Below are 23442 nucleotides of genomic sequence, written 5' to 3' on the forward strand. Positions count from 1 at the left end.
CATGCCCACCCCACCTCCGGGCCGAGAGCCCGACCCGCCGCCGGAAGGCGCCGTACAGCCGCCGCGCGAGGAACTTGCGCAGCCTGGACCGCCGACGGAGGAGGCCGAGCCGGGGCCCGATGCCGCAACCGGCACCGCCGCACCTGACGACGACTACGAGGCCGCGCTGCGAGAGGCCGAGGACCGCTGGCGCCGCGCCCTGGCCGACCTCGACAACCTGCGCAAACGCCACGCCAAGGAGCTGGAGCGGGAGGCCGCGGTCGAACGCGCCCGTACGGCTGCGGCCTTCCTGCCCGTCATCGACAACCTGGAACTTGCCCTGAGCCACGCGGCCGCCGACCCCGGTGCGATTGTCGAAGGTGTTCAGGCCGTGCATGACCAGGCCGTGAACGTCCTGGAGCGGCTGGGCTACTCGCGCCACGCAGAGAGGGGTGTGTCGTTCGACCCGGCCCGGCACGAAGTTGTCGGCGTGGTCCAGGATCCTGACGCCGAGCCGAACACCGTGGTCCAGGTGCTGCGACCCGGTTACGGCGAGGCCGAGCGGCAGCTGCGGCCTGCCGCCGTGACCGTCGCCAAGCGGGAGTGACCGTCCATGGCACGCGACTTCTACGAGGTGCTCGGCGTTCCGCGCACCGCCGACCGGGACGAGATCCAGCGGGCCTACCGCACTCTGGCCCGCAGGTATCACCCCGACGTCAACAAGGACCCCGAGGCGGAGGAGCGGTTCAAGGAGGTCAATGAGGCCTTCAGCGTCCTGTCCGATCCGGAGCAGCGAACCAAGTACGACCGCTTCGGCGAGGACTTCCGGAAGATCCCGGACGACTGGGAGGAGCGGGTTGCCGCCGGCGCCGGGGCAGGGGCCGGGGCCGGCACCGGCTTCCGATGGAACACCGGCGGCGGCCCCCGGGCGCGGTACTCCACGGCAGGCTTCGACGGCGAGGATGTCGACGTCGAGGATCTGTTCAGCTCGCTGTTCGGCGGCGCCGGGCGGATGCGCGTGCCCGGGGCCGACCAGGAGGCCGAACTGCCGCTCACCGTCGAGCAGGCCTATCGGGGCGGCCGCCGTACGGTCACCCTCGCCGGGCCGGCCGGGCAGCGGCGTTACCAGGTCGACGTGCCGCCCGGCACCACCGATGGGCAGCGCATCCGGCTGGCCGGAGAGGGCGGGCGGGGGAGCGGCGACGACGCTCCCGCCGGAGACCTGTTCCTGAGAGTGCGGATCCAGCCGCACCGTGAGTTCCGCCTCGACGGCCGGGACGTCCACGTGCGGCTTCCGGTCACCCCGTGGGAGGCGGCGCTGGGTGCGACCGTGCCGGTGCCCACGCCGAGCGGTGCCACGGCGAAGGTGACTGTGCCCGCGGGGTCCTCCAGCGGACGGCGTCTGCGGCTGCGCGGTGAGGGCATGCCAGGCCCGAACGGCGCGAACGGAGACCTGTACGCGGAGCTGAGGATCATGGTGCCGCCCCGGCCGAGCGACCGGGAGCGCGAGCTGCTGGAGGAACTTGCCGCCGTCTCCACGTTCGATCCGAGGAGGACCTGATGACCGACCGACCGGCCGAGGCCCGCCCGTCCCACGCACGCACGACCGAGGCGGGCGTGCAGTACGCGATCGTGCCCGTCGCCAGGCTCTCCCTGGAGACCGTGGCCCGCCGCTCAGGTCTCCATCCCGACCTGATCCGTCGGTTCGTCGCCCTCGGACTGGTGGACGCCGGCCATGACGCCTCCGGGCGGCTGGTGTTCGCCGCCACGGCACCGGCCGCCCTGGCCCGTGTCCAGCGGCTGCGCACCGGGCTGTGCCTGAACTACGCATCCATCGGTCTGGTGCTCGACCTGCTCGATCGCATCAGCTTGCTCGAAGCCGCGCTGCGGCGTGCAGGCATGAGGAGTGATCTACCACCATGGACATGAACAAGCTGACCCAGAAGTCCCAGGAAGCCCTGCAGGAGGCCCAGAGCGCCGCAGGCAGCATGGGGCACACCGAGGTCGACGGCGAACATCTGCTGCTCGCCCTCCTCGACCAGGAGGAGGGCCTGATCCCGCGCCTGCTGCAGCAGGCGGGCACCGAGCCCGAGGAGTTGCGCGCGGCCGTACGTGAGGACCTCTCCCGCCGGCCCAAGGTGACCGGCCCGGGCGCGGCGCCGGGCCAGGTCTTCGTCACCCAGCGCCTGGCCCGGCTGCTGGAGTCGGCCGAGCGGGAGGCCAAACGCCTCAAGGACGAGTACGTGTCCGTGGAACACCTGGTGCTGGCGCTGGCCGAGGAAGGCTCGGCAACCGCCGCCGGGCGGCTGCTGAAGGAGCACGGCGTGACCCGGGACTCCTTCCTCGGCGCGCTCACTCAGGTCCGCGGCAACCAGCGCGTCACCTCCGCCAACCCCGAAGTGGCGTACGAGGCTCTGGAGAAGTACGGCCGCGATCTCGTCGCCGAGGCCAAGGCCGGGCGGCTCGACCCGGTCATCGGCCGGGACGCCGAGATCCGCCGCGTCACCCAGATCCTCAGCCGCAAGTCCAAGAACAACCCCGTCCTCATCGGCGACCCCGGCGTCGGCAAGACCGCCATCGTCGAGGGGCTCGCCCAGCGCGTCGTCCGCGGCGACGTGCCCGAAGGACTCCGCGACAAAATCGTGTTCGCCCTCGACATGGGCTCGCTGGTCGCCGGCGCCAAGTACCGCGGCGAATTCGAAGAACGCCTCAAGGCCGTGCTGTCCGAGGTCAAGGCCGCCGAGGGACGCATCCTGCTCTTCGTCGACGAGTTGCACACGGTCGTCGGCGCGGGCGCCGCCGAGGGCGCCATGGACGCGGGCAACATGCTCAAGCCCATGCTGGCGCGCGGCGAACTGCACATGATCGGCGCGACCACCCTGGACGAGTACCGGCAGCACATCGAGAAGGACGCCGCCCTCGAACGCCGCTTCCAGCAGGTCCTGGTCGACGAGCCGAGCGTGGAGGACACCATCTCCATCCTGCGCGGACTGCGTGAACGCCTGGAGGTCTTCCACGGTGTGAAGATCCAGGACACCTCGCTGGTCGCGGCGGCGACGCTCTCCCACCGCTACATCACCGACCGGTTCCTGCCCGACAAGGCCATCGACCTCGTCGACGAGGCCTGTGCCCGACTGCGTACCGAGATCGACTCCATGCCCGCCGAACTCGACGAGATCACCCGCCGGGTGACCCGCCTGGAGATCGAGGAAGCGGCCCTGTCCAAGGAGACCGACCCCGCCAGCAAAGCCCGCCTGGAGGAGCTGCGCAAGGAACTGGCCGACCTGCGCGGCGAGGCCGACGCCAAACACGCCCAGTGGGAAGCCGAACGACAGGCGATCCGCCGTGTGCAGGAACTGCGCCAGGAGCTGGAGCAGGTCCGTCACGAGGCGGAGGAGGCCGAACGTGCCTACGACCTCAACCGCGCCGCCGAACTCCGCTACGGCCGCCTTCAGGACCTGGAGCGCCGACTCGCCGCGGAGGAGGAGCAACTGGCCTCCAAACAAGGGCAGAACCGGCTGCTGCGCGAGGTCGTCACCGAGGAGGAGATCGCCGAGATCGTCGCCGCCTGGACCGGCATCCCCGTCGCCCGCCTCCAGGAGGGCGAACGCGAGAAACTGCTGCGCCTCGACGAGATCCTGCGCGAGCGCGTCATCGGCCAGGACGAGGCCGTCAAGCTCGTCGCCGACGCCATCATCCGCGCCCGCTCCGGCATCCGCGACCCTCGCCGCCCCATCGGCTCGTTCATCTTTCTCGGCCCCACCGGCGTAGGGAAGACCGAACTGGCCAAGACCCTCGCCCGGGCCCTGTTCGACTCCGAGGAGAACATGGTCCGCCTCGACATGAGCGAGTACCAGGAGCGGCACACCGTCAGCCGGCTCATGGGAGCCCCGCCCGGATACGTCGGCTACGAGGAAGGCGGCCAGCTCACCGAGGCCGTACGCCGCAAGCCGTATTCAGTTGTGCTGTTCGACGAGATCGAGAAGGCGCACACCGATGTCTTCAACACCCTGCTGCAGATCCTCGACGACGGCCGCATCACCGATGCCCAGGGCCGCACCGTCGACTTCCGCAACACCGTGATCATCATGACGTCCAACATCGGCTCCGAGCACCTCCTCGACGGCGCCACCGCCGAGGGCGAGATCAAGCCCGACGCACGCGCCCTGGTGATGGGCGAGCTGCGCGGGCACTTCCGTCCGGAGTTCCTCAACCGCGTCGACGACATCGTGCTCTTCAAGCCGCTCGGTGAGCGGCAGATCGAGCGGATCGTGGAGCTGCAGTTCGACGAACTGCGCCGCCGCCTCGGCGAACGCCGTATCACCGTCGAACTCACCGACACAGCTCGTGAGTTGATTGCCCATCAGGGCTACGACCCGGTGTACGGGGCCCGGCCGCTGCGGCGTTACATCTCCCACGAGGTCGAAACACTCGTCGGGCGCGCCCTGCTGCGCGGTGACGTTCAGGACGGCGCGAAGGTCCGCGTCGACGCCGAGCACGGAGAACTGGCGGTCACCTACGACCAGCCCGAGGATGTGCAGGGGGCGAGGACGGCATGAGTGCCGTGCAAGCCACCAACGTCCCCTGTCCGCACTGCGGGCGCACCAACCGGGTGCCCGTGGCCGCCGAGGGTCGCCCCAGGTGCGGCAACTGCAAGCAGCCTCTGCCGTGGATGGCCGACGCGGGCGACGACGACTTCACCGAGGTCGTCGAGCAGGCCACCGTGCCCGTCGTCGTCGATCTGTGGGCCACCTGGTGCGGCCCCTGCCGCATGGTGAGTCCCGCCCTGGAGAAGGTCGCCGCCGATCTCGCGGGAAAGATCAAGCTGGTCAAGATCGACATCGACAAGAACCCGCGCCTGGCGCGGCGGTTCGAGGTCCAGGCGGTACCGACGCTCTTGGTCCTCGACAAAGGACAGACCATCGCCCGGCAGTCGGGTGCCGCACCTGCCCCCGCCCTGCGGCAGTGGGTGGAGCAGTCGATCGCCGGCCGCGAACCGGCCGGGAAAGGATGATCGGCCATGACCGTACGAACCGACCCCCACCTCGCCCTCGTACGCCCCGTCACCCCGCGCGCCCAGGGGTGCGAGGAGTGCCTGGCCACAGGTTCCCCCTGGGTGCACCTCAGGCTCTGTCTGACCTGCGGCCACGTCGGCTGCTGCGACTCCTCGCCGAACCGGCACGCCCGCAGGCACGCCGCCGCCGACGGCCATCCGATCGTGGCGTCGCTGGAGCCCGGTGAGGACTGGCGGTGGTGCTTCGTCCACCAGGCGATCGTGTGATGTCCGGCAACGAGACGCGGCCGGGCGCAGCGCCCTTGCCGGACGACGCGGAGGAGGCCGTCCCCCTCGAGACGCCCGACATCTACGGCGCCTATCCCCGCCTGTCGGACGACCAGATGGCCTACCTGGCGCAGCACGGTCGGCGGCGCGCGGTCGAGGCAGGTGACGTGCTGATCCGGGAGGGGGATCGGTGCGAGACGTTCTACGTCGTCCTCAGTGGCTCGGTCGCCATCATCGAGGGCTACGGCACGCCCGAGGAACGCCTGCTGCGTGTGCACGGCCCTGGCCGCTTCATCGGCGAACTCGGCCTCCTGAACGGACAGGTGGCCTTCTACACCGCCATGGTCAGGGGCCCCGGTGAGGTTCTCGCCCTGTCCATGAATCAGCTGCGTGACCTGGTGACCCGGGACTCCACGCTGGGTGATGTGGTGCTGCGCGCCTGTCTGGGCCGCCGGGCTCTGCTCGTAGGACAGGGCGCCGGTTTCCGCATCATCGGCTCGCGCTATTCGCCCGACACTCGGCGGCTGCGCGAGTTCGCCGCCCGCAACCGGCTGCCCTACCGCTGGATCGATCTGGAGACGGACGAGGAGGCCGAGGCACTGCTGCGGCGCTTCGCGGTCGGTCCGGAGCAGACGCCGCTGGTGATCTGGCGGGACACGACCCTGCTGCGCAATCCGAGCAACGCCGAACTGGCCCGGTTCATCGGCCTGCCGTCCCTGGAACAGGGCAACGGCCGCGGCGATCTCCTCATCGTCGGCTCCGGTCCGGCCGGTCTCGCCGCCGCGGTGAACGCCGCCTCGGAGGGCCTCGGCACGACCGTGGTCGAAGTGCTGGCCACCGGCGGCCAGGCCGGGACGTCATCCCGCATCGAGAACTGCTTCGGCTTCCCTTCCGGCATCTCCGGCGCCGAACTCACCGAGCGCGCCGTGCTCCAGGCCGAAAAGTTCGGCGCCCGGATCAGCGTCCCTGCGGAGGCGGCCCGGCTCGAACGGCGGGACGGCCACTACGCCGTCGGGTTCGCCGACGGCAGTGAGATCACCGCCCGTACCGTCGTCCTGGCCACCGGCGCACGCTACCGCCGCCTCCATGTGCCCGGCATCGAGCCGTTGGAGGGCGCGAGCGTCCACTACTCGGCGACCCTCTACGAGGCGCAGCAGTGCCGTAGCGGCCCGGTGGCCGTGGTCGGTGGCGGCAACTCCGCGGGTCAGGCCGTGCTCTTCCTGGCCGGGTACGCACCGCAGGCGTATCTGCTCGTGCGTGGGCCGAGCCTCGAGGCGCACATGTCCCGCTACCTGATCGATCAGATCGAGCGCCACCCGCGGGTGCGCGTACTGCTGCGCACCGAGGTGACCGAGGCACTCGGAGACAAGGTGCTGGAGGCGGTCACCGTGGTCGACCACCGTACGGGCGAGCACCGCCACCTCGCGGTGCGGGCCCTGTTCGTCTTCACCGGGGCAGACCCGCACACCGACTGGCTGTCCGGCGCGCTGGCCCTCGACGCGCGCGGCTACGTGCTCACCGGTGCGGAGGCGCAGGCCTGTTCCGTTCCCGAACTGTGGCAGAGCCAGGGCCGTGACTGTCTGACGCTGGAGACCAGCCTGCCCGGCGTCTTCGCAGCCGGCGACGTCCGCAGCGGCTCGGTGAAGCGCGTGGCCTCCGCGGTCGGCGAAGGCGCGATGAGCATCCACTTCGTGCACCGCTACTTGGGCCACACGGCCGCGCCCGGCGGCACTGACAGCTCCCCGCACACCCGTCCGAAGGAGTCCGCCTGGCTCGCCTGACGCGCAGCGGGCGACGAGATCACGAGTAGGAGAAGGAGAAGGAGGCGGTGGGAATGACCACGCCCGTCCGGCGTCAACCGGCCACTTCGGTGCCCCGCCGCTGCCGGGTGGCCGAGCATCGGAAAGGAACTCCCTCATGACCGACATCAACGTTGCGCTGCACGTACGGGTCGAGGCTCTGCCCGGTAGGGAGGAAGAGGTCGCCGCCTTCCTCCGCGCGGGCCTTGCCCTCGTACAGGAGGAGCCCGGCACCGTCGCCTGGTTCGCCGTGCGCCTGAGCCCGTCCACCTTCGCCATCTTCGACGCCTTCCCCGACGACGACGCACGCCAGGCCCACCTCGCCGGCCGCCTGGGCAGTGCCCTGATGGAACGAGCCGGCGAACTGTTCGCTCAACCACCTTCCGTCGAGCAACTCGACGTCCTCGCCCACAAGCTCCCCTGAAGACCAGGCGGACCGGTCCATGCCCGGCGCGTCGGACGGGAAGTCCCCGGTGGACGAACCGGCCACCAAGAACGGCACCAGCGCCTCGTCGTCGACCGGCCGGAGGCCCGGCGCGATCAGCGAAGACGCTCGCGCCGAACCTCAAAGACCTTCCGGCTCCTGCGCTCCCGGCCCCACCGCACCGTCACCGGGTGCGGCAGGCGCAGGTGGTCGAGTGCCCGGCCGATTGTCTGGGTGACCACTTCGTCGAGTGACGTGGGGCGGGTGTAGAAGGCGGGCACCGGCGGCATGATGGTCGCGCCCGCCTCCGTCGCCTGCGTCATCAGCCGCAGGTGCCCGGCATGCAGGGGAGTCTCGCGCAACAGCAGGACGAGCGGGCGGCGTTCCTTCTAGGTGACGTCGGCGGCGCGCACCAGCAGATTGTCGTCGTAGCCGTTGGCTATGCCGGACAGCGTCTTCACGCTGCACGGCGCCACCAGCATCCCGTCCACCGGGAACGAGCCGCTCGAAATCGCCGCGCCCAGGTCATGCTCGGCATGCAGGTGGTCGGCGCGCGCCCGCACGTCGGCCACTGTCAGGTCGGTCTCCTGGGTCAGCGTCGCCTTGGCCGCCTTGGTGAGGACCAGATGGGTCTCCACACCCAGTTGGGAGAGCAGCTCCAGAGCGCGGACCGCATACACCGCTCCGGACGCTCCGGAGACCCCCACGATCACCCGTGGTGGGAAACCGTCCCCGTCCATGATCAGCCCTCCAGTTCGGCGAGGTAGGGGTGCAAGGAAGAGGACTGGGAGCGGATGCGGGCGAACTTCTCGCGGTCCCCGGCCGGTACGGTCGCGTCCATCCCGAGCTTCGCCGTCGTCCCGCCGTGTGCCGAGGGATCCAGGCTGCTGCCGGTGGTGCGCTCCACCACGAACAGGTCGCGGTCGGCCTGCATCCGGGTCGCGATCGCCCACTCGACCTGCTCGTCGTCGAACACGTCCACGTCGTCGTCGACGATCACCGCGAGCTTCACCGTCGTCACCGCCGCGAACGTCGCCATCGCGGCATGCTGCGCCGTGCCCCCTCCACGGGAGCGCAGGGAGATCACCGCGTGCATCCGGCACGACCCGCCCTCGGTGAGCCGCACGGCCGCCACATCGATCCCCGCGGCCCGCAGTGCCCGCAACAGGCGCGCCTCGCGCGGCAGCCCGCCCAGCCAGAAGTGCTCCCGACCGCCGGAGAGAATCGTCTGCAGAAAAGCGCTCTCCCGTGACCAGCGCGAGGACAGCTCCAGCACCGGGGCGGGCCCGCCCGGACCATAGGTGCGCGGATACTCCCCGAACGGCCCTTCGTCAGCGCGCCGGCCCGCGCGGAAAGTGCCGACGAGTACCATCTCCGCGCGGGCGGGCACCGGTACCTCCAACCCCTCCACGTATGTGACGTCCAGCCGCCCGGGATGCAGGGCGCTCGCGACCTCCAGGTCGTCGAGGTCGGCTGCCGCGGGCGACTGCGAGGCCAGCGTCAGCAGCGGATCGACGCCCACGCAGAGCGCGACGGGCAGGTCTTTCCCCGCCGCCTCGTGCTCGGCGAAGATCGACCGGAGCCTGCCCGGCAGCATGAGGGCGCGCGCCTCGCGGTCCCCGGTGACCTGCAGCCGGTTGATCGACAGGTTCGCCTTGCCGGTGCGCGGATCGCGCGCCACGATCAGCGCCGAGGTGAAGTACCGGCCTGCGTCGCGTTCGTGCTGCACCGGCAGCGGAAGGTCCCCGAGCAGGTCGCCTCGCGTATCGTGCCGGGCGGTCACCGGCGCTTCGGCCGACGCGATCACCGCATACGGGCGCGGGGTGCGTACGGCGTCGGCTAGCCGGTCGACCACCTCCTCCTCCGGGCAGCCCAGCGCCAGGGCGAAGTGCCCGCGTGAAGGCATCGTGTTGCCGACGAGCGGGTACCTCGCGCCGCGCACCGCGTCGAAGGCCACCGCGTAGCGGCCGTCGGCATGCTCCAGTACGGCGGCCACGTCCTGGTCCGCGTCGATCTCACTGCTCACCCTGCGCAGCTCGCCACGTTCCTCCAGCAGCGCCAGCCAGCCCCGCAGATCGGGCTGTTCCGGCCAGGTCGTGCCCATCACTCCCCCTCGGGCAGTGCGAAGTGGACGTGCTTGAGCTCGGTGAACTGTTCCAGCCCTTCGACACCGCGGGTCCGGCCGAGGCCGGAGGAACCGTAGCCGCCGCTGGGCATCTCCGGGTACGAGCGGTTGTAGCCGTCCACCCAGACGGTCCCCACCTGCAGCGACCGCGCGACGCGCCAGGCGCGTGAGCCGTCGCCGCTCCACACCGAGGCGGCGAGCCCGTACGGAGTGGCGTTGGCCGCTTCGATCGCGCCGTCCTCGTCGTCGAAGGGTTCGAGGGTGATCAGAGGGCCGAAGATGTCCTCCTGTACGAGAGGCGAGTCCACCGCGACGCCGGCCACCGCGGCGGGGGTCACGAAGTGTCCCGGCAGATCGTCGGGGCTGATGCGCTCCCCTCCGGTCAGCAGGGTCGCGGTGGACCGTGCGAGATCCACATAACCGGTGAAGCGGTCGAGCGCGCGAGCGGAGATGAGCGGGCCCATGTCCGTCTCTTCGGCGGCGGGATCGCCGAGCCGGAGCGAGCGCAGGACGTCGACCACCCGGTCACGCGCGCGCTCGAAGACCGGGCGCTGTACCAGGAGCCGGGTGCACGCCATGCACATCTGCCCGCTGGTGATCACCGATGCCCGGGCCGCGGTCTCGGCGGCCTTCTCGACGTCGGCGTCGGCGAACACCACCATGCTCGCCTTGCCGCCCAGTTCCAGCAGGGTGCGGGTCATGTCCGGGGCCGCCGCGCTGCGGATCGCGGCCCCGATCGCGGTGGAGCCGGTGAAGGCAACGGCTCGGACCAGCGGATGGGTGACCAGGGCGTCCCCGACGAGGCCGTCGCCCACCACGAGCTGCACGACGTCGTCGCCGATTCCTGCCGTGCGGCCCAGTTCCAGCGCCCGCCGGGTGACCAGCGTGGTCTGCGGGGCGGGCTTCACCAGCGCGGTCACGCCCGCGGCGAGCGCCGGGGCCAGGTCGCGGAACAGCAGCAGCAGCGGCCAGTTCCACGGCACGATGAACGCGGTCACGCCGACCGGTTCGCGCACCAGGTGGGCTTCGGACCCGTCGGGCAGCGTGCCGGCCCGACCCCCGATCGAACGGGCGAGCCCGGCGTTGTAGCGGAGTGCTTCGACCGCCCCGGCCACTTCGAGGCGGGCCTCCCGGATCGGCTTGCCGCTCTCCGTCACCAGCGCCTGGACGAGCTCCTCGGTGTGCTCGCCGAGCACGTCCGCCCATCGCCACAGCAGCGCCTGGCGCCGGCGGGTGTCCACGGGCCAGTTCCCGCGCTGGGCCGCCGCGGCGGCCTCGGCAGCCTCGGCGAGCCGGTCGGGTGTGGTCGCGGGGGTCTCCTGCAGTGGCCGCAGGGTGGTCGGATCGGCCGGACGGGCATCCTGCGGGACGCCCCAGGTGCGGTGTTGTGCCGTGGCCGTCATACGAACACTCCGCCGCCGTCGACGACCACGGTCTGCCCGCTGACGAAACCGCTGGCGGGGCTCGCCAGCCACAGCACCGCGCCGACCAGGTCGTCCGGTGCCATCTCGCGTGCCAGGCACCGGGTCTGCTGCATTCTGCCGAGGTAGTCGGGGTCGTTGATGGCGCGGGAGGCGGCGTCGTCGACGAGCCCCGGCGAGACGGCGTTGACGCCGATGCCGTACTGCCCGAGCTCCCTGGCCGCGGCCCTGGTCAGTCCCTCCACGGCCGCCTTGGAGGCGACGTAGTGGGCGAAGCCGGCCGCGCCGGTGCGCGTGACCACCGAGGCGATGTTGACGATCCGTCCGCCGCCGCGTTCCCGCAGGGCGGGGACGGCGGCCCGGATGACCTGCCAGGTGCCGCGTACGTTGACCCGCAGCACGGTGTCCCAGTCCTGTGCGGTCAGCTCCGTGAGGGGACGCTTGGGGCCGAGCGTCCGGTAGACGGCGGCGTTGTTCACCACCGCGTCCAGGCCGCCGAACCGGTCGGTCGCCTGCCCCACGACCGTGTTCACGTCGTTGTCGTCGGTGATGTCGCACGGCGTGAAGACCGCGGTGCCCGGCCCTTGTGCGGTGGCCTTCTCGGCGAGCCGCTTGCCGTCCTCGGCACACTGGGGCAGGTCCGCGGCGATCACGTTGGCCCCCGCCGCGGTGAGCGCGCACGTGTAGGCGGCACCGATGTCGCCCGTCGCGCCGGTCAGCAGTACGACACGATCCTGCAGAGTCGCTGAAGTCATGGAAGTTCCTGATCCTTGAGTAAGTCGTGCCGGTCGCCCGGTCAGGGACGGTTCACACCTCTGGACACGAGAGCGAGGTCCTGTCACGCGGCGGTGGCGAGCGCCTCATGCCAGTCGGCACCGCGGGCGAGCAGGCGGCGGCAGTCCAGGAGCCGCCGTGCGGAGTTGATCGCGAGGGCGCCTTCGAATCGGTCGCCGTCGCGATACAGGGCGAGCAGGCTCTCCTGGTCCTCCCCTTCGTGCACGATGCGGACGTCGCCACTGCTGCGTCCGGCCAGCTGGATGCGCGTCCCGTACTGGTCGGACCAGACGTAGGGCACGGGCGTGTACTCCACCGGGGAGCCGGGGTCGAGCATGTTGCGGGCCACGACCGCGGCCTGTTCCCTGGCGTTGGTCCAGTGCTCCAGCCGGACATGCCGGCCGTAGCCGGGGTGGAACCAGCGGGCGACGTCGCCCGCGGCGTACACGTCCGGCGCCGAGGCCCGGCAGTACGCGTCGCACAGCACGCCGTCGTCCAGGCGGATTCCGGAATCGGCCAGCCAGCCGACGGCGGGTGTCGCGCCGATGCCCACCACGACCAGGTCGGCGTCGATGGTGCTGCCGTCCTCCAGCCGCACCCGCTCGACTGCGGTGTCCCCGTCAAAACCGGCCACGGCGCGTCCGCACAGGACGCGGACGCCGATGCGGACGTGCAGCCGCGCGCACGCCTCGCCCATCCGCTCGCCGAGCCCCCGGGACAGCGGCACCGGCAACGCCTCGACAAGGGTGACCGGCAGATCGCGCCGGCGTGCCTCCGCGGCCACCTCGGCGCCCACGAAGCCGCCGCCGACGATCACCACGCGCGGCCGCTTCGCGAGCGCGTCACGGAGGGCCAGCGCATCCCCGAGCGTGCGCAGGGTGCGCACGCCCTCCAGCCCGCGCAGACCGGGCAGAGAGCGGGGCCTCGCACCCGTCGCGACGACCAGTGCGTCGTACGGCAGAGACGATCCCCCGGACAGCTCGACCGTCTTCGCCACGGGGTCGAGGGCGCGGGCCCGCTCGCCGAGGCGGAACTCCACCTCGAGTGCGGCCAGTGCCTCGTCACTGCGCAACGCGGTCCGCTCCGGCGCCCAGTCCCCGCTCAGCAGCTGCTTGGACAGCGGCGGGCGGTCGTAGGGCATGGCCTGCTCGTCACCGACGAGGGTGAGGGAGCCGTCGTAGCCGTTTCGGCGCAGCGCTTCCGCGGTGCACAGGCCGGCCAGCGACGCACCGACGACCAGGACGCGCTTCACGACGCCGGGTCGACGTCGATGGCGGCGACCGGGCATGCGCCGGCGGCTTCGCGCGCCCGCGCCTCGCCGGGTTCGGCTTTGGATATCAGCCGCGCGATCCCGTCCTCGTCCAGTTGGAACAGCTCCGGGGCGGCCAGTTCGCATTCGCCGTACCCGCAGCACTTGTCGGTGTCCACCGTGATCTTCATGGCGTGTGGTTTCCCCTCGTCGCCGCGTCATCCGTCGCTACGTCACCTGTCATCACGTCACCCACTCCTCGCGGCACCTGTCACCAGGTCACCGGGAGCCGTCGGACGCCGAGGTGCCGGCCGCCGCCTTCCAGTGGATCGGTGCGCTCGACTTCGCCGTTGATCCGGAAGCCCGGGATCCTCTCGAGCAGCGTTTGGACCGCGATGCGGATCTCGGCCTTCGCCAGCGGCATTCCCGGGCAGCTGTGGATGCCGGCGCCAAAGGCGAGGTGCTTGTTGGGCTTGCGGTCGATGACCACCTCGTCCGGGTTCTCGAAGACCCTCCCGTCGCGGTTGGCCGAGGCGAACAGCAGGATCACGCGGTCGCCCGCGGACATCTGCTGCCCGGCCACGCACGCGTCCGCGGTCAGCTGCCGGGGGAACCAGTGCAGCGGGGTCTCGTAGCGCAGGATCTCGTCGATCGCCGTGGGAATGAGCTTCGGTTCGTCGATGAGCCGCTGCTGGGTCTGGGGGTGCTCGGCGAGGTGGAGCAGCACGTTGCTCAGCCCGAGCGCCGTCGAATCGTGCCCGGCGTAGGTCAGGATGAACATCATGTTGGCGAGCGTCCCGTCGTTCACGCCGAGCTCGTCGTTGATGGTCAGCAGCTGCGAGATGAAGTCGTCGCCCGGTTCCTTGCGGCGCTGCTCGAAGAGCCGGACCCAGTAGGCGCACACCCGGTCGATGACCTTCCGGCCCTGTTCGTCGGAGGCGTGCTCCAGGAAGTCCAGGGAGTACTCGCGGATCTCCTCCGCCTGTTGCGGGCCGAGGTCGTACAGGCGCGTGATCACGTCGAGCGGCAGCGGCAGGGCCAGGCCCTCGACCAGCTCGGCCTCGCCGGAGCCGTGGAATGCCGCGATGAGCCGGTCCACCGTGGCCTGGATCTGCGGCTCCATCCGCCGGGCCGCGGCCGCGCTGGTGAGCGGGGCGATCAGCCTGCGGAACTTCTCGTGCTCCGGCGGGTCGTAGTCGATGGGCGGGAAACGGTTGTCCGACACGGCGGGGACATAGACGCCGCCGGTGGAGGAGTAGGTGCCGTGGTCCATGGCGGCCGCGCGCACGTCCTCGTAGCGGGAGAGCGTCCAGTAGCCGCCGTGCTTCTCACCGCGGGCGACGGGGCACTGCGCGCGGAGGCCCTCATACAGTTCATACGCGCGTTCGGGCGAGAGGTCGCGCGCGTGGGGGTCGTAGGTCGGGCCATGCGGGTCGGTCTGCTCTGTCATGGCGCTCTCCTGTGGTCAGGCCTTCGCGGGCTCGGTCATCGGGTGCGGGAGCTGCTCGCGTTCCATGGCTCCGCGGGTCTCCGGGCTGATCGCGTTGGCGATGAGGAACGCGATCACGACAGCGATCAGGCAGACCATGAGCCGGCCGGGCACATCGGCGAGGCCGGGGCTGGCCAGGTTCACGAAGGTCGGCATCAGTCCGCCGATCATGAACCCGGTGTTCCAGCAGACGGCCGTGCCGCGCGAGCGCAGCGCCGTGGGGTAGCGCTCGTTGAGGAACACCAGAACCGGTGCGTACGCCGCGTTGGCGAAGAACGCCAGCGCCGTCGCGTACACCGTGATCAGCCCGGTCTTCGCCGGATCGGTGCTGGTCATGAGCCAGACGAGCAGCGGGAGGGCGACGAGGTTGAAGCCACCCATCAGCAGCATCGACCGGCGGCGGCCGATACGCTCGCTCAGTTCACCGGCGGCGATGGTCGCGACGACCACGCCGAGGCTGGAGACGAGCAGGATCACGCCCTGGGAGCTCTTGTGCACGCCGGTGATCTGATCGAGCAAGGTCGGCAGGTATCCGGAGGTCAGGTAGTACTGCGATCCGGCACTGGCGACGAGCAGGATGTTCAGGGCGAACATCCCGCCCCGGCCGTCCCGCACGAGGTCGCTCATCCGCGGCTTGGGCTGCGGCGCCCCCTCCTTCTGCGCCTGCTGCTGCGCCTTCCACAGCGGTGATTCCTCGACGCCGCGCAGCACGAAGTAGGAGAGGATCGCGGCGGCCAGGCCGGCGAAGAACATGACGCGCCAGCCCCAGACGTCGAACCGCTCGCCGGGGAAGATCTGGCTGACGACGATGAACAACCCGCTGGCTATCGCGGCGCCGAGGCCTGCTCCGCCGCCGCCGATCAGGCCGGACATCAAACCGCGCCACCGCGGGCCGACGCTCTCGGTGCCCAGGGTGTGGGTCGCGGCGACCACGCCCCCGACGAAGATTCCCTGAAGGAACCGGAGGATGAGGAACACGACAGGCGCCCACACTCCGGCGGTGGCGTAGGTGGGCACCGCGCCCATGGCCGCGGTGCACAGGCCCACGCCGGCGAGGACGATCACCATCGTCTTCTTGCGGCCGTGGCGGTCGGCGATCCCGCCGAAGATCGCCGCCCCGGCGGGACGCAGCAGCACGCTGACGGCGAACGAGGCATACACGGCGGCCAGGCTCAGCGTCGGGCTGGAGGCGGGGAAGAGGAGCTCGCCGACGGTGCCGGCGACGAAGAGAAGGATGAACAGATCGAAGAGATCGAACGCCCAGCCGGCGACAGAGGCAAAGGCGGCGTAGAACGTGGCTCTGCGAGAAGGTCCCGTGATGCGGGGTGTGGACATTGCCCATCTCCTTGTGCGGCTCAGTACTGGTATTAAGGGGCGCCGTCGCGCGATGAGCGATGCGCAACTGCCTAGTCGTGCGGTAGTCAGCGCCTATATGGGCAGCTGGCGCCCGGCCTTCAGGTTTCGTCACCGCTGTCGCGGTCACCCTCGAACGCAGCGACGAGGAGATCGAGGAACGCACTCGCGGCGGGAGTGAGAGGGCTGCCCTTGCGCCAGATCACACCCAGCTCCCGCCGGGCCACGGGATCATCGAGGGATATCGCCGTGGCGTAGCCGGCGGAGGCAAGACGCGGCACCACGGACACACCCACCCCGCTGCGCACCATTCCGCACAGGACGGAGAGCTGGCCGGTCTCGACGGTCACCCGGGGACTGAAGCCCGCCTGCAGACAGACCATGTCCATCAGCTCGCGCAGCCCGTACCCGCGGTGCATGCCGACGTAGTCGTCCCCCGCCAGCTGTGCCAGGTCGAGGGCGGGCCGGTCTGCGAGGCGGTGCTCCGGAGGCAGCATCGCGACCATCGGCTCGCGTACCAGGATGCGCCCCGTGACACCGGGCCGTGCCAGGGGCGCGCGGCTTATCGCCAGGTCCAGCATCCCTGTGTGCACCATGCGTTCGAACTCGCCGGACACATTGTGCTCGGTGAGCAGCACTTCGATGCGGGGGTGCGCGGCCCGGTATTCGGCCAGCAGGTCGGGGAGCAGCGTGGCGCCGACGCTGGGCAGTACGCCGATCGTGACGCGGCCGCGGTCCAGGGACCGTATCGCGGCCGCCTGCGTACGGGCCTGTTCGAGATGGAAAAGCGCGGGCTCGACGTGCTCCAGGAAAGCCTCACCGGCTGCCGTCAGTTCAACGCGTCGGCCGAGTCGCTGGAACAGGTCGACGCCCAGTTCCTTCTCCAGCTTGCGTACCTGGACCGACAGCGAGGGCTGGGCGAGGAAGAGCTCTTCGGCCGCGCGGGTGAAGCTGCCCGCTTTGGCGATGGTGAGTACGTAACGAAGCTGGTGCAACTCCATCTTCAGCGCCTGACGGTTATCGGTTGTGGTGGGCGGCGTCGGTCGGCCGGGAGGCCTGAGACCGTGCCGGCGCCGCCGTCGGTGATGCCCCGTGCGCATGGATGTCGGCCGTGAGGCCACTGAGCGGGAGGCCGGTGCCGCCCCAGCGCCGCTGGATGACCTCCGCGGCTATGGACACGGCCGTCTCCTCCGGTGTCCGGGCACCGAGGTCGAGGCCGATGGGGGAGGCGAGGCGGGCGATGTCGGCGTCGGTGACGCCCTGCGCCCGCAGTCGCGCGGTGCGGTCGCTGTGGGTGCGGCGGCTGCCCATGACGCCGATGTACGCCGCCGGGGTGCGCAGCGCGGCCGTCAGCACGGGGACGTCGAACTTGGGGTCGTGGGTGAGCACGCAGATGACGGTGCGTTCGTTGACGTCGGTGCGGGAGAGATGGTCGTGCGGCCAGGCGCACACCACCTCGTGCGCCTCCGGGAAACGTGCGGCCGTGGCGAACACGGGCCGCGCGTCGCACACGGTCACGCGGTACCCCAGACGTGCGGCCATGCCGCTGAGCGCGGCGGCGAAGGCGTTCGCCCCGTAGATGAGCATGCTCGGTGGCGGAGCGAAGGACTGGATGAACACCGCGACCTGGTCCATACGGCGTTCCCCGTACGGGCCGTAGTGCTCGGTAGCGGTGATGCCTTGTGCCAGCAGCCCGCGTGCGTCGTCGCGCACCGCGGCGTCGAGCCGGTCCTCGCCCAGGGAGCCCAGCGTCCGGTCCTGCCAGACGGTCAGCTGGGCCCCCAGGGGCGCCCGTCCGCCGGTGACGGTGGCGACGGCGACCGGCTGCTCCCGCTCGATCGAGGTGAGCACCAGAGGGAGCGACGAAGCGGGAACAACCGGCCGGATCAGGATGTCGATGACGCCGCCGCAGGTCAGGCCGACGGAGAAGGCGTCCTCGTCACTGACGCCGTACCTTTCGCGTCGTGGCACCCCCGTCTGCAGCACCTCGGTGGCCGCCTCGTACACCGCGCCCTCGACGCAGCCGCCCGAGACGCTGCCCACCGCCTCTCCTGACGCGCTGACGGCCATGACCGCGCCCGGGTCGCGCGGGGCGCTGCCCCGGGCGCCGACCACCGTGGCCAGGGCGAAGGCGCTGCCCTCGGCCAGCCATCTGCGCAGCTGCGGCATCACGTCACGCATGGCGGTTCATCCCCGGCGCTTTCCGACACGTAGGAGCTGCTTGATGCGGTCGAGCAGCGGCGCGAGGACCAGGCTCATGGCGCTGGGGGCCTTCACCGGGCCGGACGGTGCCTGGCCGGAGGCTGCCGCTTCGGCGACGGCGTCGGCGAACTGCTCGAACATGCGGCGGCTGACGTCACCGGCAAGGGCGCGGCCGAACTGAGCGATGCGGCCGGTGAGGTAGACCTTGGCGTCGGCGTGCATCGCGGTGCCGGTCTGCGTGGGCTCCGTGCGGAGCGTGATGTCCGCCTGGGTCTGCGCTCCGCCGCTGTCCTGTCCCTGGGCGAGCACCCGCAGCCGGCCGGCGGCGCGGTCGTGCTCGACGATGTGCGCGAGGCCGTGGAACGCCAGCTTGATCGGTCCCACCGACACCCGGGCGCGGCCCGCGTAGTGGTTGTCGCCGAGGTCATCGGTGAGCTCGGCACCGGGCAGGCAGCGGGCCAGGAGGTGGACGTCGTCCAGTACGCGCCAGATCTTTTCCTCGGACACCTCGATCCCGGTCGTGATCTCGACCGCGATGGTGGGGTCACCGCTGGGCAGCACGATGTCCTTGGCCAGGGACGCGGTCGTGCCGGCGTTGTCCTCCTGGCCGTCGGAGGCGTTACCGCCCTGCCCGGAGCGGCCGACGAGCGCCCGGCGCCCGCAGTTGCCCGGGGCGGGAATCCCCTCGGGGTGCGCACGGTGGGCCTCTCCCACCGCGGCGAGGATGTTCCGGTATCCGGTGCACCGGCAGATCACGCCCGAAAGTTCCTCCGGCAGCTCCTCCTCGGTGACCTCCGGCTTGTTCGCCAGCAGGTCGTAGGAGCTCATCAGGAAGCCCGGGGTACAGAATCCGCACTGCAACGCGTGGTTGCGTCCGAACGCCTCCTGCAGCGGGTGCAGGTCGTCGGGCCGCCCCAGTCCTTCGACGGTGACGATGTCCGCCCCGTCGAGCTGTACGGCGAAGAGCAGGCAGGCCCGTGCCGCCTCGCCGTTGACCAGCACGGTGCACATGCCGCAGACGCCGTGCTCGCAGCCCACATGCGTGCCGGTGAGACCCAGATGGTCGCGCAGTGCGTCGGACAGGGTGACCCGCGCGGGCAGTTGGAGAACGGCAGGTGTCCCGTTGACGGTCATGCGCACTTCGACCGTGTCGTCCGCCCCCGCTTTCACCGGCCGGGGCGGGACGGGGGGCGCCGCCCCGGTACGTGCCGCTGCTTCGTTGATGGTCATGCGCTTACCTCGCCGGAGTTCTTACGGGCCCGTTTGTATGCCTTGGAAAGTTCTCTGGCGGCCAGGGTGCGGAGCAGTCGGCGCCGGTAGTCCCTGGACGCGTGGGCGTCACCGTCGGTGTCGACCATCTCCTCGACGACGGCGGAGAGCTGCTCCCCGAGCCGGTCCGCCGGCGCGTCGCCCATGCCCGTGACCGCCGCGGTGAGCTGCTCGGACACGTCGCGGGTGATCGCCTTGTCGGACACGCCGAACGCGGTCATCGTCGCTTCCGGGCGGCCACCGCGCAGGCGCACCCGCGTGGCGACTCCCGCAAGGGCGAAGTCGCCGTGCCGGCGTGCGATCTCGGCGAATCCGAAGCCCTCGTCCGCGGTGGCGACCGGCAGCCGCACGGCGGTGAGGATCTCCTCGGGGCCCAGCGCGGTGGTCATCGCCCCGCTGTAGAACTTCCGGGCGGGTACCTGCCGGGGGCCGTTGGGCCCGGTCAGTGTCAACTCGGCGTCGAGACAGCAGGCCACGGCCGGGAGCTCGGCCGACGGGTCGGCGTGGGCGAGGCTGCCGCAGACGGTGCCCCGGCTGCGCAGCTCCCGGTGCCCTACCCAGGGCAGTGCCAGGCGCAGCAGCGGAACGCTTGCGCTGAGCGGGTCCCGCTCGACGCGGCGCTGCCGTACGGTGGCGCCGATGTGCAGGTGCTCCTCGGAGCGGGTCAGCTCGTCGAGCTTCTCAATGGAGTTGATGTCGACCAGGGTGTCGGGGCGGGCGAGTCGCATGGCCAGCACAGGGGCCAGCGACTGCCCACCCGCGATGACCTTGCCGCCCCCGCTGGTTCCCGCCAGTTCGGCGATCGCGTCGGCCAGACTCGACGGACGAACGTAGGCGAACGGTGCGGCTTTCATGGTTCAGCTCACCGGCCCTGGAACTTCGGGGCGCGCTTTTCGGCGAACGCGGCGACGCCCTCGGCGAAGTCGTGGCTGGAGCGCAGCATGGAGTACGCCTTGCGTTCCAGCTCGATGCCGGAGTACAGCGGCGCGTCGACGCCCTTGTCGAGGACTTCCTTGGCGGTGCGGGCGGCCAGCGGCGAGAAGCCGAGCAGTGCGCCGACGATCCGCTCGACCTCGGCATCGAGCGCCGCACGGTCCTGGACGACGTTCGCGACCAGGCCCCAGTCGCCGGCCTGCTGGGCGTTGATGCGGGTCGCTGTCATGACGTGGTACTTGGCGCGGGAGAGGCCGATGAGCCGGGCGAGGCGCTGGGTGCCTCCGGATCCGGGGATCATGCCCAGCCGCATCTCCGGCAGCGCGAACTCGCTGCGCTCGGTGGCGATGCGGATGTCGGTGGACAGGGCGAGTTCGAGGCCGACGCCGAAGCAGTAGCCGTCGACGGCGGTGATGACCGGCTTCGGGCTGCGGGCCGGCGCGGTGATGTTCTGGCCGAGGTCGGTGAAGTCGACCGGCTCCACCTCCATGAAGCCGGCGATGTCGCCGCCCGAGGAGAAGTGCTCGCCGGCGGCCTGTATGACCACCACCTGGATGTCCTTGTCGGCGTCGATCTCGGCGAAGCGGTCGGCCATCACCTGGCGGGTCTCCATGGTGATGATGTTGAACTTGCCGTGGTCGAGGGTCAGGTAGGCGACGCGTCCGTCGTGGCCGCGGTCCAGCCTGATCTCGCCTCCGGTGAGTGCCATGGTCACAGGGTCCTTTCGCTGTCGCTGCCGTTGAGCAGCTCGTTGAGCACGTTGCCGTGCAGCGGGAGGGTGGTGATGTCCACGTCGGCCGGGGCGAGGGCGTCGGCGACCGCATTGGCGATCGCGACGGGAAGGCTCATGCTGCTGCCTTCACCGCAGCCCTTCGCACCGAGGCGTGTGAGCGGCGAGGGAGTCTCGAGGTGGTCGCTGTTGAGCTCGTACTGCGTCTCCGCAGTGGTGGGACAGAGGTAGTCCATGAACGTCGCGGTGGGCTGCCCGGCGTCGGTGTAGCGCATCTCCTCGAACATCGCGCCGCCGATGGCGTGCGCGAGCGCGCCGTGGATCTGGCCTTCGAGCAGCTGGTGGTTGAGGATCGTTCCCGGGTCGTGGACCGTCACCACCTGCTCGAGCTCGAGCTGCCGGGTCGCGGCGTCGATGCGCACGCCGACCAGTTCGGCGACGAACCCGTAGCACAGGCTCGAGTTGATCTGGTCGGTCCTGCTGGCTGCCTTCGACTGCTGGGGAGTGAAGGCGGCCTCCTCGTACAGGCGCGCGGGAGTGCCCTCGGGCAGCGCACCGGGGTCCCAGTGGACCAGTCCGGCCGCATGCCGGAAGGGAACCGCCCGCTCGGGTTCGTCACGGAGCCGGACCTGGCCCTGGCCGAGTTCGACGTCGGCCGGATCGGCACCGAGCAGGGTGGCGCCGGCGATCTTGATCGTCTCGGCCAGCTTCTCACTGGCCTCGACCAGGGCACTGGTCAGCAGAGGCGCGAACCGGGAGGAGTAGCTTCCGGAGGTCACCGTCCACGGTGTGGTGGCGGTGTCCATCTCGACCACCGGCCGCACCTGTTCCCGTGGCAGCCCGAGCTGTTCGGCGACGACGGCCTGGGCGACCGTGGCATGGCCTTGCCCCTGCGGCACAGTGCCCAGCAGTACCGACACGATGCCGTTGAGGTCGACGCTGATGCGCACGTGCTCGGTGGAGCCGGACTTACCGCGCCCGGCCTTGCGTTGCTCGGCCGGGGTGGCCAGGCCCACGTAGCCGATGTTGGTGGCCGACGGGTCGACGATCGTGGCGATGCCGATGCCGAAGTACTCGCCGCGCTCGCGCGCCTCCCGCTGCTTTTCCCGCAGCGCCTGGTAGTCGGCGTTCTTCAGCAGCATGTCCATCACGCGCTGGTAGTCGCCGGAGTCGTAGATGCCGCCGGTGGGGGTGGCGTACGGGAAGTCCTCGCGCTGTACGAAGTTGCGCTGCCGCAGCTCGGCCGGGTCGAGCCCGCACACTCCGGCGATCTTGTCCATGAGCCGTTCCAGGCCGAAGTAGAGCTGCTGGCCGCCGAATCCGCGGTTGAGGCCGGTCGGTGTCTTGTTGGTGACCACGGCGCGGGAGCGGATCTGCACGGCGTCGATCTTGTATGCGCCGGTGATGTTGCCGAAGCAGCGATACAGCGTGCTGGGCTCCGGCGGGCGCAGGTAGGCGCCGACGTTGTCCACCAGGTCCGCGCGCAGCCCCTGCACCGTGCCGTCGGCGGAGACCGCGGCCTCGAACCACATGACGCGGTCGGAACCGGCGGAGCTGGCGAGCAAGTGCTCGATACGGTCCTCGGTCCAGCGCACTGGCCGGCCGGCGTACTTGCTGGCCAGCGCCATCAGCGCCACGTAGGGGTAGATGCCCGCCTTGATCCCGAAGCTGCCGCCGTTGTCGGCCGGGATCATCAGCCGAACCCGCGAGGCGGGCACGCCGAGTGCTCCCGCCAGCACCGGCACCATGGAGAACGGACCGTGGAAGTTCGCCCAGGCCTGGACGGCGGGCCCGTCGACCTCGTCCTGCCACTCGGCGATGACCGAGTAACACTCCATCGGGGTCGAGGAGTACCGCGGGAAGCTGTACTTGCCCTTCACGATGTGGTCGGCGGCGGCGAAGACGGCGTCCACGTCACCGAAGGCGAAGGTCCGGTCGGTCGCCACATTGCTGTCGGCTCCGTCGTGCAGCCGCGGGGCCTCGGGCAAGAGGGTCTTCTCGACGTCGACCACCGGCGGCAACGGTTCGTAATCGATCTCGACGAGCTCGGCGGCATCCTCCGCGAGATACCGGTCGGCGGCCACCACGACGGCCACCGGCTCACCGACGAACCGGACCTTGTCGGTGCCCGTCGGGTAATACGGCATGGGCGTCTTGAGCGAGAGCGGGAAGGGCTTCAGTGTGGCGAGGACCTCCTCGGGTCCGATCACGGCGGCGACACCGGGGTGCCGTCGCGCCCGCTCGAGATCGACACCGCGGATGCGGGCGTGCGGATGAGGGCTGCGCACCACCGCGGCGGTGAGCGTGCCGGGCAGGGGGTCGATGTCGTCGAGGAAGCGGCCACGGCCTGTGAGCAGCGCAGGGTCCTCGATCCGTGCGGTCGGCCGGGCCGGCCGTTCGAAGGTCGTCGTCAT

General features: G+C 70.7%; 21 protein-coding genes and 1 pseudogene. 8 read left to right on the forward strand and 14 right to left on the reverse strand.

Annotation, left to right across the window (positions count from 1 at the left end; translation table 11 throughout):
• The first annotated feature begins 1 nt into the window (after nucleotide 1).
• The 8 genes from ABZ840_RS30280 (at nucleotide 2) to ABZ840_RS30315 (ending at nucleotide 7483) form a co-directional block, all read left to right on the forward strand.
• The gene (locus ABZ840_RS30280; RefSeq protein ID WP_361564739.1) at nucleotides 2-586 is read left to right on the forward strand and encodes a nucleotide exchange factor GrpE; all 585 of its coding nucleotides are present in this window, start codon (nucleotides 2-4) and stop codon (nucleotides 584-586) included.
• 6 nt (nucleotides 587-592) lie between these two features.
• Nucleotides 593-1540: a J domain-containing protein gene (locus ABZ840_RS30285; protein ID WP_361564742.1), complete on the forward strand. Its 948-nt coding sequence runs from the start codon at nucleotides 593-595 to the stop codon at nucleotides 1538-1540.
• Nucleotides 1540-1908 carry a chaperone modulator CbpM gene (locus ABZ840_RS30290; protein WP_361564744.1) on the forward strand — a complete coding sequence of 123 codons (369 nt, stop codon included), beginning with the start codon at nucleotides 1540-1542 and terminating at the stop codon, nucleotides 1906-1908. Before ABZ840_RS30285 ends, ABZ840_RS30290 begins: the two co-directional genes overlap by 1 nt.
• Nucleotides 1899-4538 carry an ATP-dependent chaperone ClpB gene (gene clpB / locus ABZ840_RS30295; protein ID WP_361564747.1) on the forward strand — a complete coding sequence of 880 codons (2640 nt, stop codon included), beginning with the start codon at nucleotides 1899-1901 and terminating at the stop codon, nucleotides 4536-4538. The genes ABZ840_RS30290 and clpB overlap by 10 nt, the downstream gene beginning before the upstream one ends.
• Nucleotides 4535-4993 (forward strand): thioredoxin, encoded by a 459-nt coding sequence (gene trxA / locus ABZ840_RS30300; RefSeq protein WP_361564750.1) that lies wholly within the window; start codon nucleotides 4535-4537, stop codon nucleotides 4991-4993. The genes clpB and trxA overlap by 4 nt, the downstream gene beginning before the upstream one ends.
• Before the next feature lie 6 nt (nucleotides 4994-4999).
• The gene (locus tag ABZ840_RS30305) at nucleotides 5000-5260 is read left to right on the forward strand and encodes a UBP-type zinc finger domain-containing protein (RefSeq protein WP_361564753.1); all 261 of its coding nucleotides are present in this window, start codon (nucleotides 5000-5002) and stop codon (nucleotides 5258-5260) included.
• Nucleotides 5260-7041 (forward strand): FAD-dependent oxidoreductase, encoded by a 1782-nt coding sequence (locus tag ABZ840_RS30310; RefSeq protein ID WP_361564756.1) that lies wholly within the window; start codon nucleotides 5260-5262, stop codon nucleotides 7039-7041. The genes ABZ840_RS30305 and ABZ840_RS30310 overlap by 1 nt, the downstream gene beginning before the upstream one ends.
• A gap of 136 nt (nucleotides 7042-7177) precedes the next feature.
• On the forward strand, nucleotides 7178-7483 hold the full coding sequence (locus ABZ840_RS30315; protein ID WP_361564758.1) for an antibiotic biosynthesis monooxygenase: 306 nt from the start codon (nucleotides 7178-7180) through the stop codon (nucleotides 7481-7483).
• Nucleotides 7484-7599: 116 nt separating this feature from the next.
• On the opposite strand, the pseudogene ABZ840_RS30320 reads toward ABZ840_RS30315, so the two are convergent.
• The 14 genes and pseudogenes from ABZ840_RS30320 to ABZ840_RS30385 form a co-directional block, all read right to left on the reverse strand.
• A pseudogene (locus tag ABZ840_RS30320) lies at nucleotides 7600-8223 on the reverse strand (UbiX family flavin prenyltransferase).
• Nucleotides 8224-8225: 2 nt separating this feature from the next.
• A complete protein-coding gene (locus ABZ840_RS30325; protein ID WP_361564761.1) occupies nucleotides 8226-9587 on the reverse strand; it encodes a UbiD family decarboxylase in 1362 nt (453 codons plus the stop codon).
• Complete coding sequence (locus ABZ840_RS30330; protein ID WP_361564764.1) at nucleotides 9587-11011, reverse strand: aldehyde dehydrogenase family protein; 1425 nt, start codon at nucleotides 11009-11011, stop codon at nucleotides 9587-9589. The genes ABZ840_RS30325 and ABZ840_RS30330 overlap by 1 nt, the downstream gene beginning before the upstream one ends.
• Nucleotides 11008-11784 carry an SDR family NAD(P)-dependent oxidoreductase gene (locus tag ABZ840_RS30335; RefSeq protein WP_361564767.1) on the reverse strand — a complete coding sequence of 259 codons (777 nt, stop codon included), beginning with the start codon at nucleotides 11782-11784 and terminating at the stop codon, nucleotides 11008-11010. The genes ABZ840_RS30330 and ABZ840_RS30335 overlap by 4 nt, the downstream gene beginning before the upstream one ends.
• An 83-nt stretch (nucleotides 11785-11867) precedes the next feature.
• Nucleotides 11868-13055, reverse strand: coding sequence for an FAD-dependent oxidoreductase (locus tag ABZ840_RS30340; protein WP_361564769.1), 1188 nt, complete (start codon nucleotides 13053-13055; stop codon nucleotides 11868-11870).
• Nucleotides 13052-13243, reverse strand: coding sequence for a ferredoxin (locus ABZ840_RS30345; protein WP_361564772.1), 192 nt, complete (start codon nucleotides 13241-13243; stop codon nucleotides 13052-13054). Before ABZ840_RS30345 ends, ABZ840_RS30340 begins: the two co-directional genes overlap by 4 nt.
• 80 nt (nucleotides 13244-13323) lie before the next feature.
• Nucleotides 13324-14502 (reverse strand): cytochrome P450, encoded by a 1179-nt coding sequence (locus ABZ840_RS30350; RefSeq protein WP_361564775.1) that lies wholly within the window; start codon nucleotides 14500-14502, stop codon nucleotides 13324-13326.
• A 15-nt stretch (nucleotides 14503-14517) separates the two neighbouring features.
• The gene (locus tag ABZ840_RS30355) at nucleotides 14518-15876 is read right to left on the reverse strand and encodes an MFS transporter (RefSeq protein WP_361564778.1); all 1359 of its coding nucleotides are present in this window, start codon (nucleotides 15874-15876) and stop codon (nucleotides 14518-14520) included.
• A gap of 119 nt (nucleotides 15877-15995) precedes the next feature.
• Entirely contained in the window at nucleotides 15996-16895 is a 900-nt protein-coding gene (locus ABZ840_RS30360) for a LysR family transcriptional regulator (protein ID WP_361564781.1), read from the reverse strand.
• Between the two features lie 16 nt (nucleotides 16896-16911).
• Nucleotides 16912-18075, reverse strand: coding sequence for an XdhC family protein (locus tag ABZ840_RS30365; protein WP_361564784.1), 1164 nt, complete (start codon nucleotides 18073-18075; stop codon nucleotides 16912-16914).
• Nucleotides 18076-18081: 6 nt separating this feature from the next.
• Nucleotides 18082-19326, reverse strand: a complete 1245-nt coding sequence (locus ABZ840_RS30370) for a 2Fe-2S iron-sulfur cluster-binding protein (protein WP_361564787.1) — start codon at nucleotides 19324-19326, stop codon at nucleotides 18082-18084.
• Nucleotides 19323-20219, reverse strand: a complete 897-nt coding sequence (locus tag ABZ840_RS30375) for an FAD binding domain-containing protein (protein WP_361564790.1) — start codon at nucleotides 20217-20219, stop codon at nucleotides 19323-19325. The genes ABZ840_RS30370 and ABZ840_RS30375 overlap by 4 nt, the downstream gene beginning before the upstream one ends.
• Before the next feature lie 8 nt (nucleotides 20220-20227).
• Nucleotides 20228-21007 (reverse strand): enoyl-CoA hydratase/isomerase family protein, encoded by a 780-nt coding sequence (locus ABZ840_RS30380; RefSeq protein WP_361564793.1) that lies wholly within the window; start codon nucleotides 21005-21007, stop codon nucleotides 20228-20230.
• A 2-nt stretch (nucleotides 21008-21009) separates the two neighbouring features.
• Nucleotides 21010-23442: a xanthine dehydrogenase family protein molybdopterin-binding subunit gene (locus tag ABZ840_RS30385; RefSeq protein ID WP_361564796.1), complete on the reverse strand. Its 2433-nt coding sequence runs from the start codon at nucleotides 23440-23442 to the stop codon at nucleotides 21010-21012.

Origin of the sequence: Streptomyces sp. NPDC047117 (assembly GCF_040643545.1) — a bacterium.
Taxonomy (GTDB): Bacteria; Actinomycetota; Actinomycetes; order Streptomycetales; family Streptomycetaceae; genus Streptomyces.

Bases quoted from the DNA above. Each gene is read 5' to 3' on its own strand.
- ABZ840_RS30280 (WP_361564739.1), top strand. From the start codon at position 2: ATGCCCACCCCACCTCCGGGCCGAGAGCCCGACCCGCCGCCGGAAGGC.
- ABZ840_RS30285 (WP_361564742.1), top strand. From the start codon at position 593: ATGGCACGCGACTTCTACGAGGTGCTCGGCGTTCCGCGCACCGCCGAC.
- ABZ840_RS30290 (WP_361564744.1), top strand. From the start codon at position 1,540: ATGACCGACCGACCGGCCGAGGCCCGCCCGTCCCACGCACGCACGACC.
- clpB (WP_361564747.1), top strand. From the start codon at position 1,899: ATGGACATGAACAAGCTGACCCAGAAGTCCCAGGAAGCCCTGCAGGAG.
- trxA (WP_361564750.1), top strand. From the start codon at position 4,535: ATGAGTGCCGTGCAAGCCACCAACGTCCCCTGTCCGCACTGCGGGCGC.
- ABZ840_RS30305 (WP_361564753.1), top strand. From the start codon at position 5,000: ATGACCGTACGAACCGACCCCCACCTCGCCCTCGTACGCCCCGTCACC.
- ABZ840_RS30310 (WP_361564756.1), top strand. From the start codon at position 5,260: ATGTCCGGCAACGAGACGCGGCCGGGCGCAGCGCCCTTGCCGGACGAC.
- ABZ840_RS30315 (WP_361564758.1), top strand. From the start codon at position 7,178: ATGACCGACATCAACGTTGCGCTGCACGTACGGGTCGAGGCTCTGCCC.
- ABZ840_RS30325 (WP_361564761.1), bottom strand. From the start codon at position 9,587: ATGGGCACGACCTGGCCGGAACAGCCCGATCTGCGGGGCTGGCTGGCG.
- ABZ840_RS30330 (WP_361564764.1), bottom strand. From the start codon at position 11,011: ATGACGGCCACGGCACAACACCGCACCTGGGGCGTCCCGCAGGATGCC.
- ABZ840_RS30335 (WP_361564767.1), bottom strand. From the start codon at position 11,784: ATGACTTCAGCGACTCTGCAGGATCGTGTCGTACTGCTGACCGGCGCG.
- ABZ840_RS30345 (WP_361564772.1), bottom strand. From the start codon at position 13,243: ATGAAGATCACGGTGGACACCGACAAGTGCTGCGGGTACGGCGAATGC.
- ABZ840_RS30350 (WP_361564775.1), bottom strand. From the start codon at position 14,502: ATGACAGAGCAGACCGACCCGCATGGCCCGACCTACGACCCCCACGCG.
- ABZ840_RS30355 (WP_361564778.1), bottom strand. From the start codon at position 15,876: ATGTCCACACCCCGCATCACGGGACCTTCTCGCAGAGCCACGTTCTAC.
- ABZ840_RS30360 (WP_361564781.1), bottom strand. From the start codon at position 16,895: ATGGAGTTGCACCAGCTTCGTTACGTACTCACCATCGCCAAAGCGGGC.
- ABZ840_RS30365 (WP_361564784.1), bottom strand. From the start codon at position 18,075: ATGCGTGACGTGATGCCGCAGCTGCGCAGATGGCTGGCCGAGGGCAGC.
- ABZ840_RS30370 (WP_361564787.1), bottom strand. From the start codon at position 19,326: ATGACCATCAACGAAGCAGCGGCACGTACCGGGGCGGCGCCCCCCGTC.
- ABZ840_RS30375 (WP_361564790.1), bottom strand. From the start codon at position 20,219: ATGAAAGCCGCACCGTTCGCCTACGTTCGTCCGTCGAGTCTGGCCGAC.
- ABZ840_RS30380 (WP_361564793.1), bottom strand. From the start codon at position 21,007: ATGGCACTCACCGGAGGCGAGATCAGGCTGGACCGCGGCCACGACGGA.
- ABZ840_RS30385 (WP_361564796.1), bottom strand. From the start codon at position 23,442: ATGACGACGACCTTCGAACGGCCGGCCCGGCCGACCGCACGGATCGAG.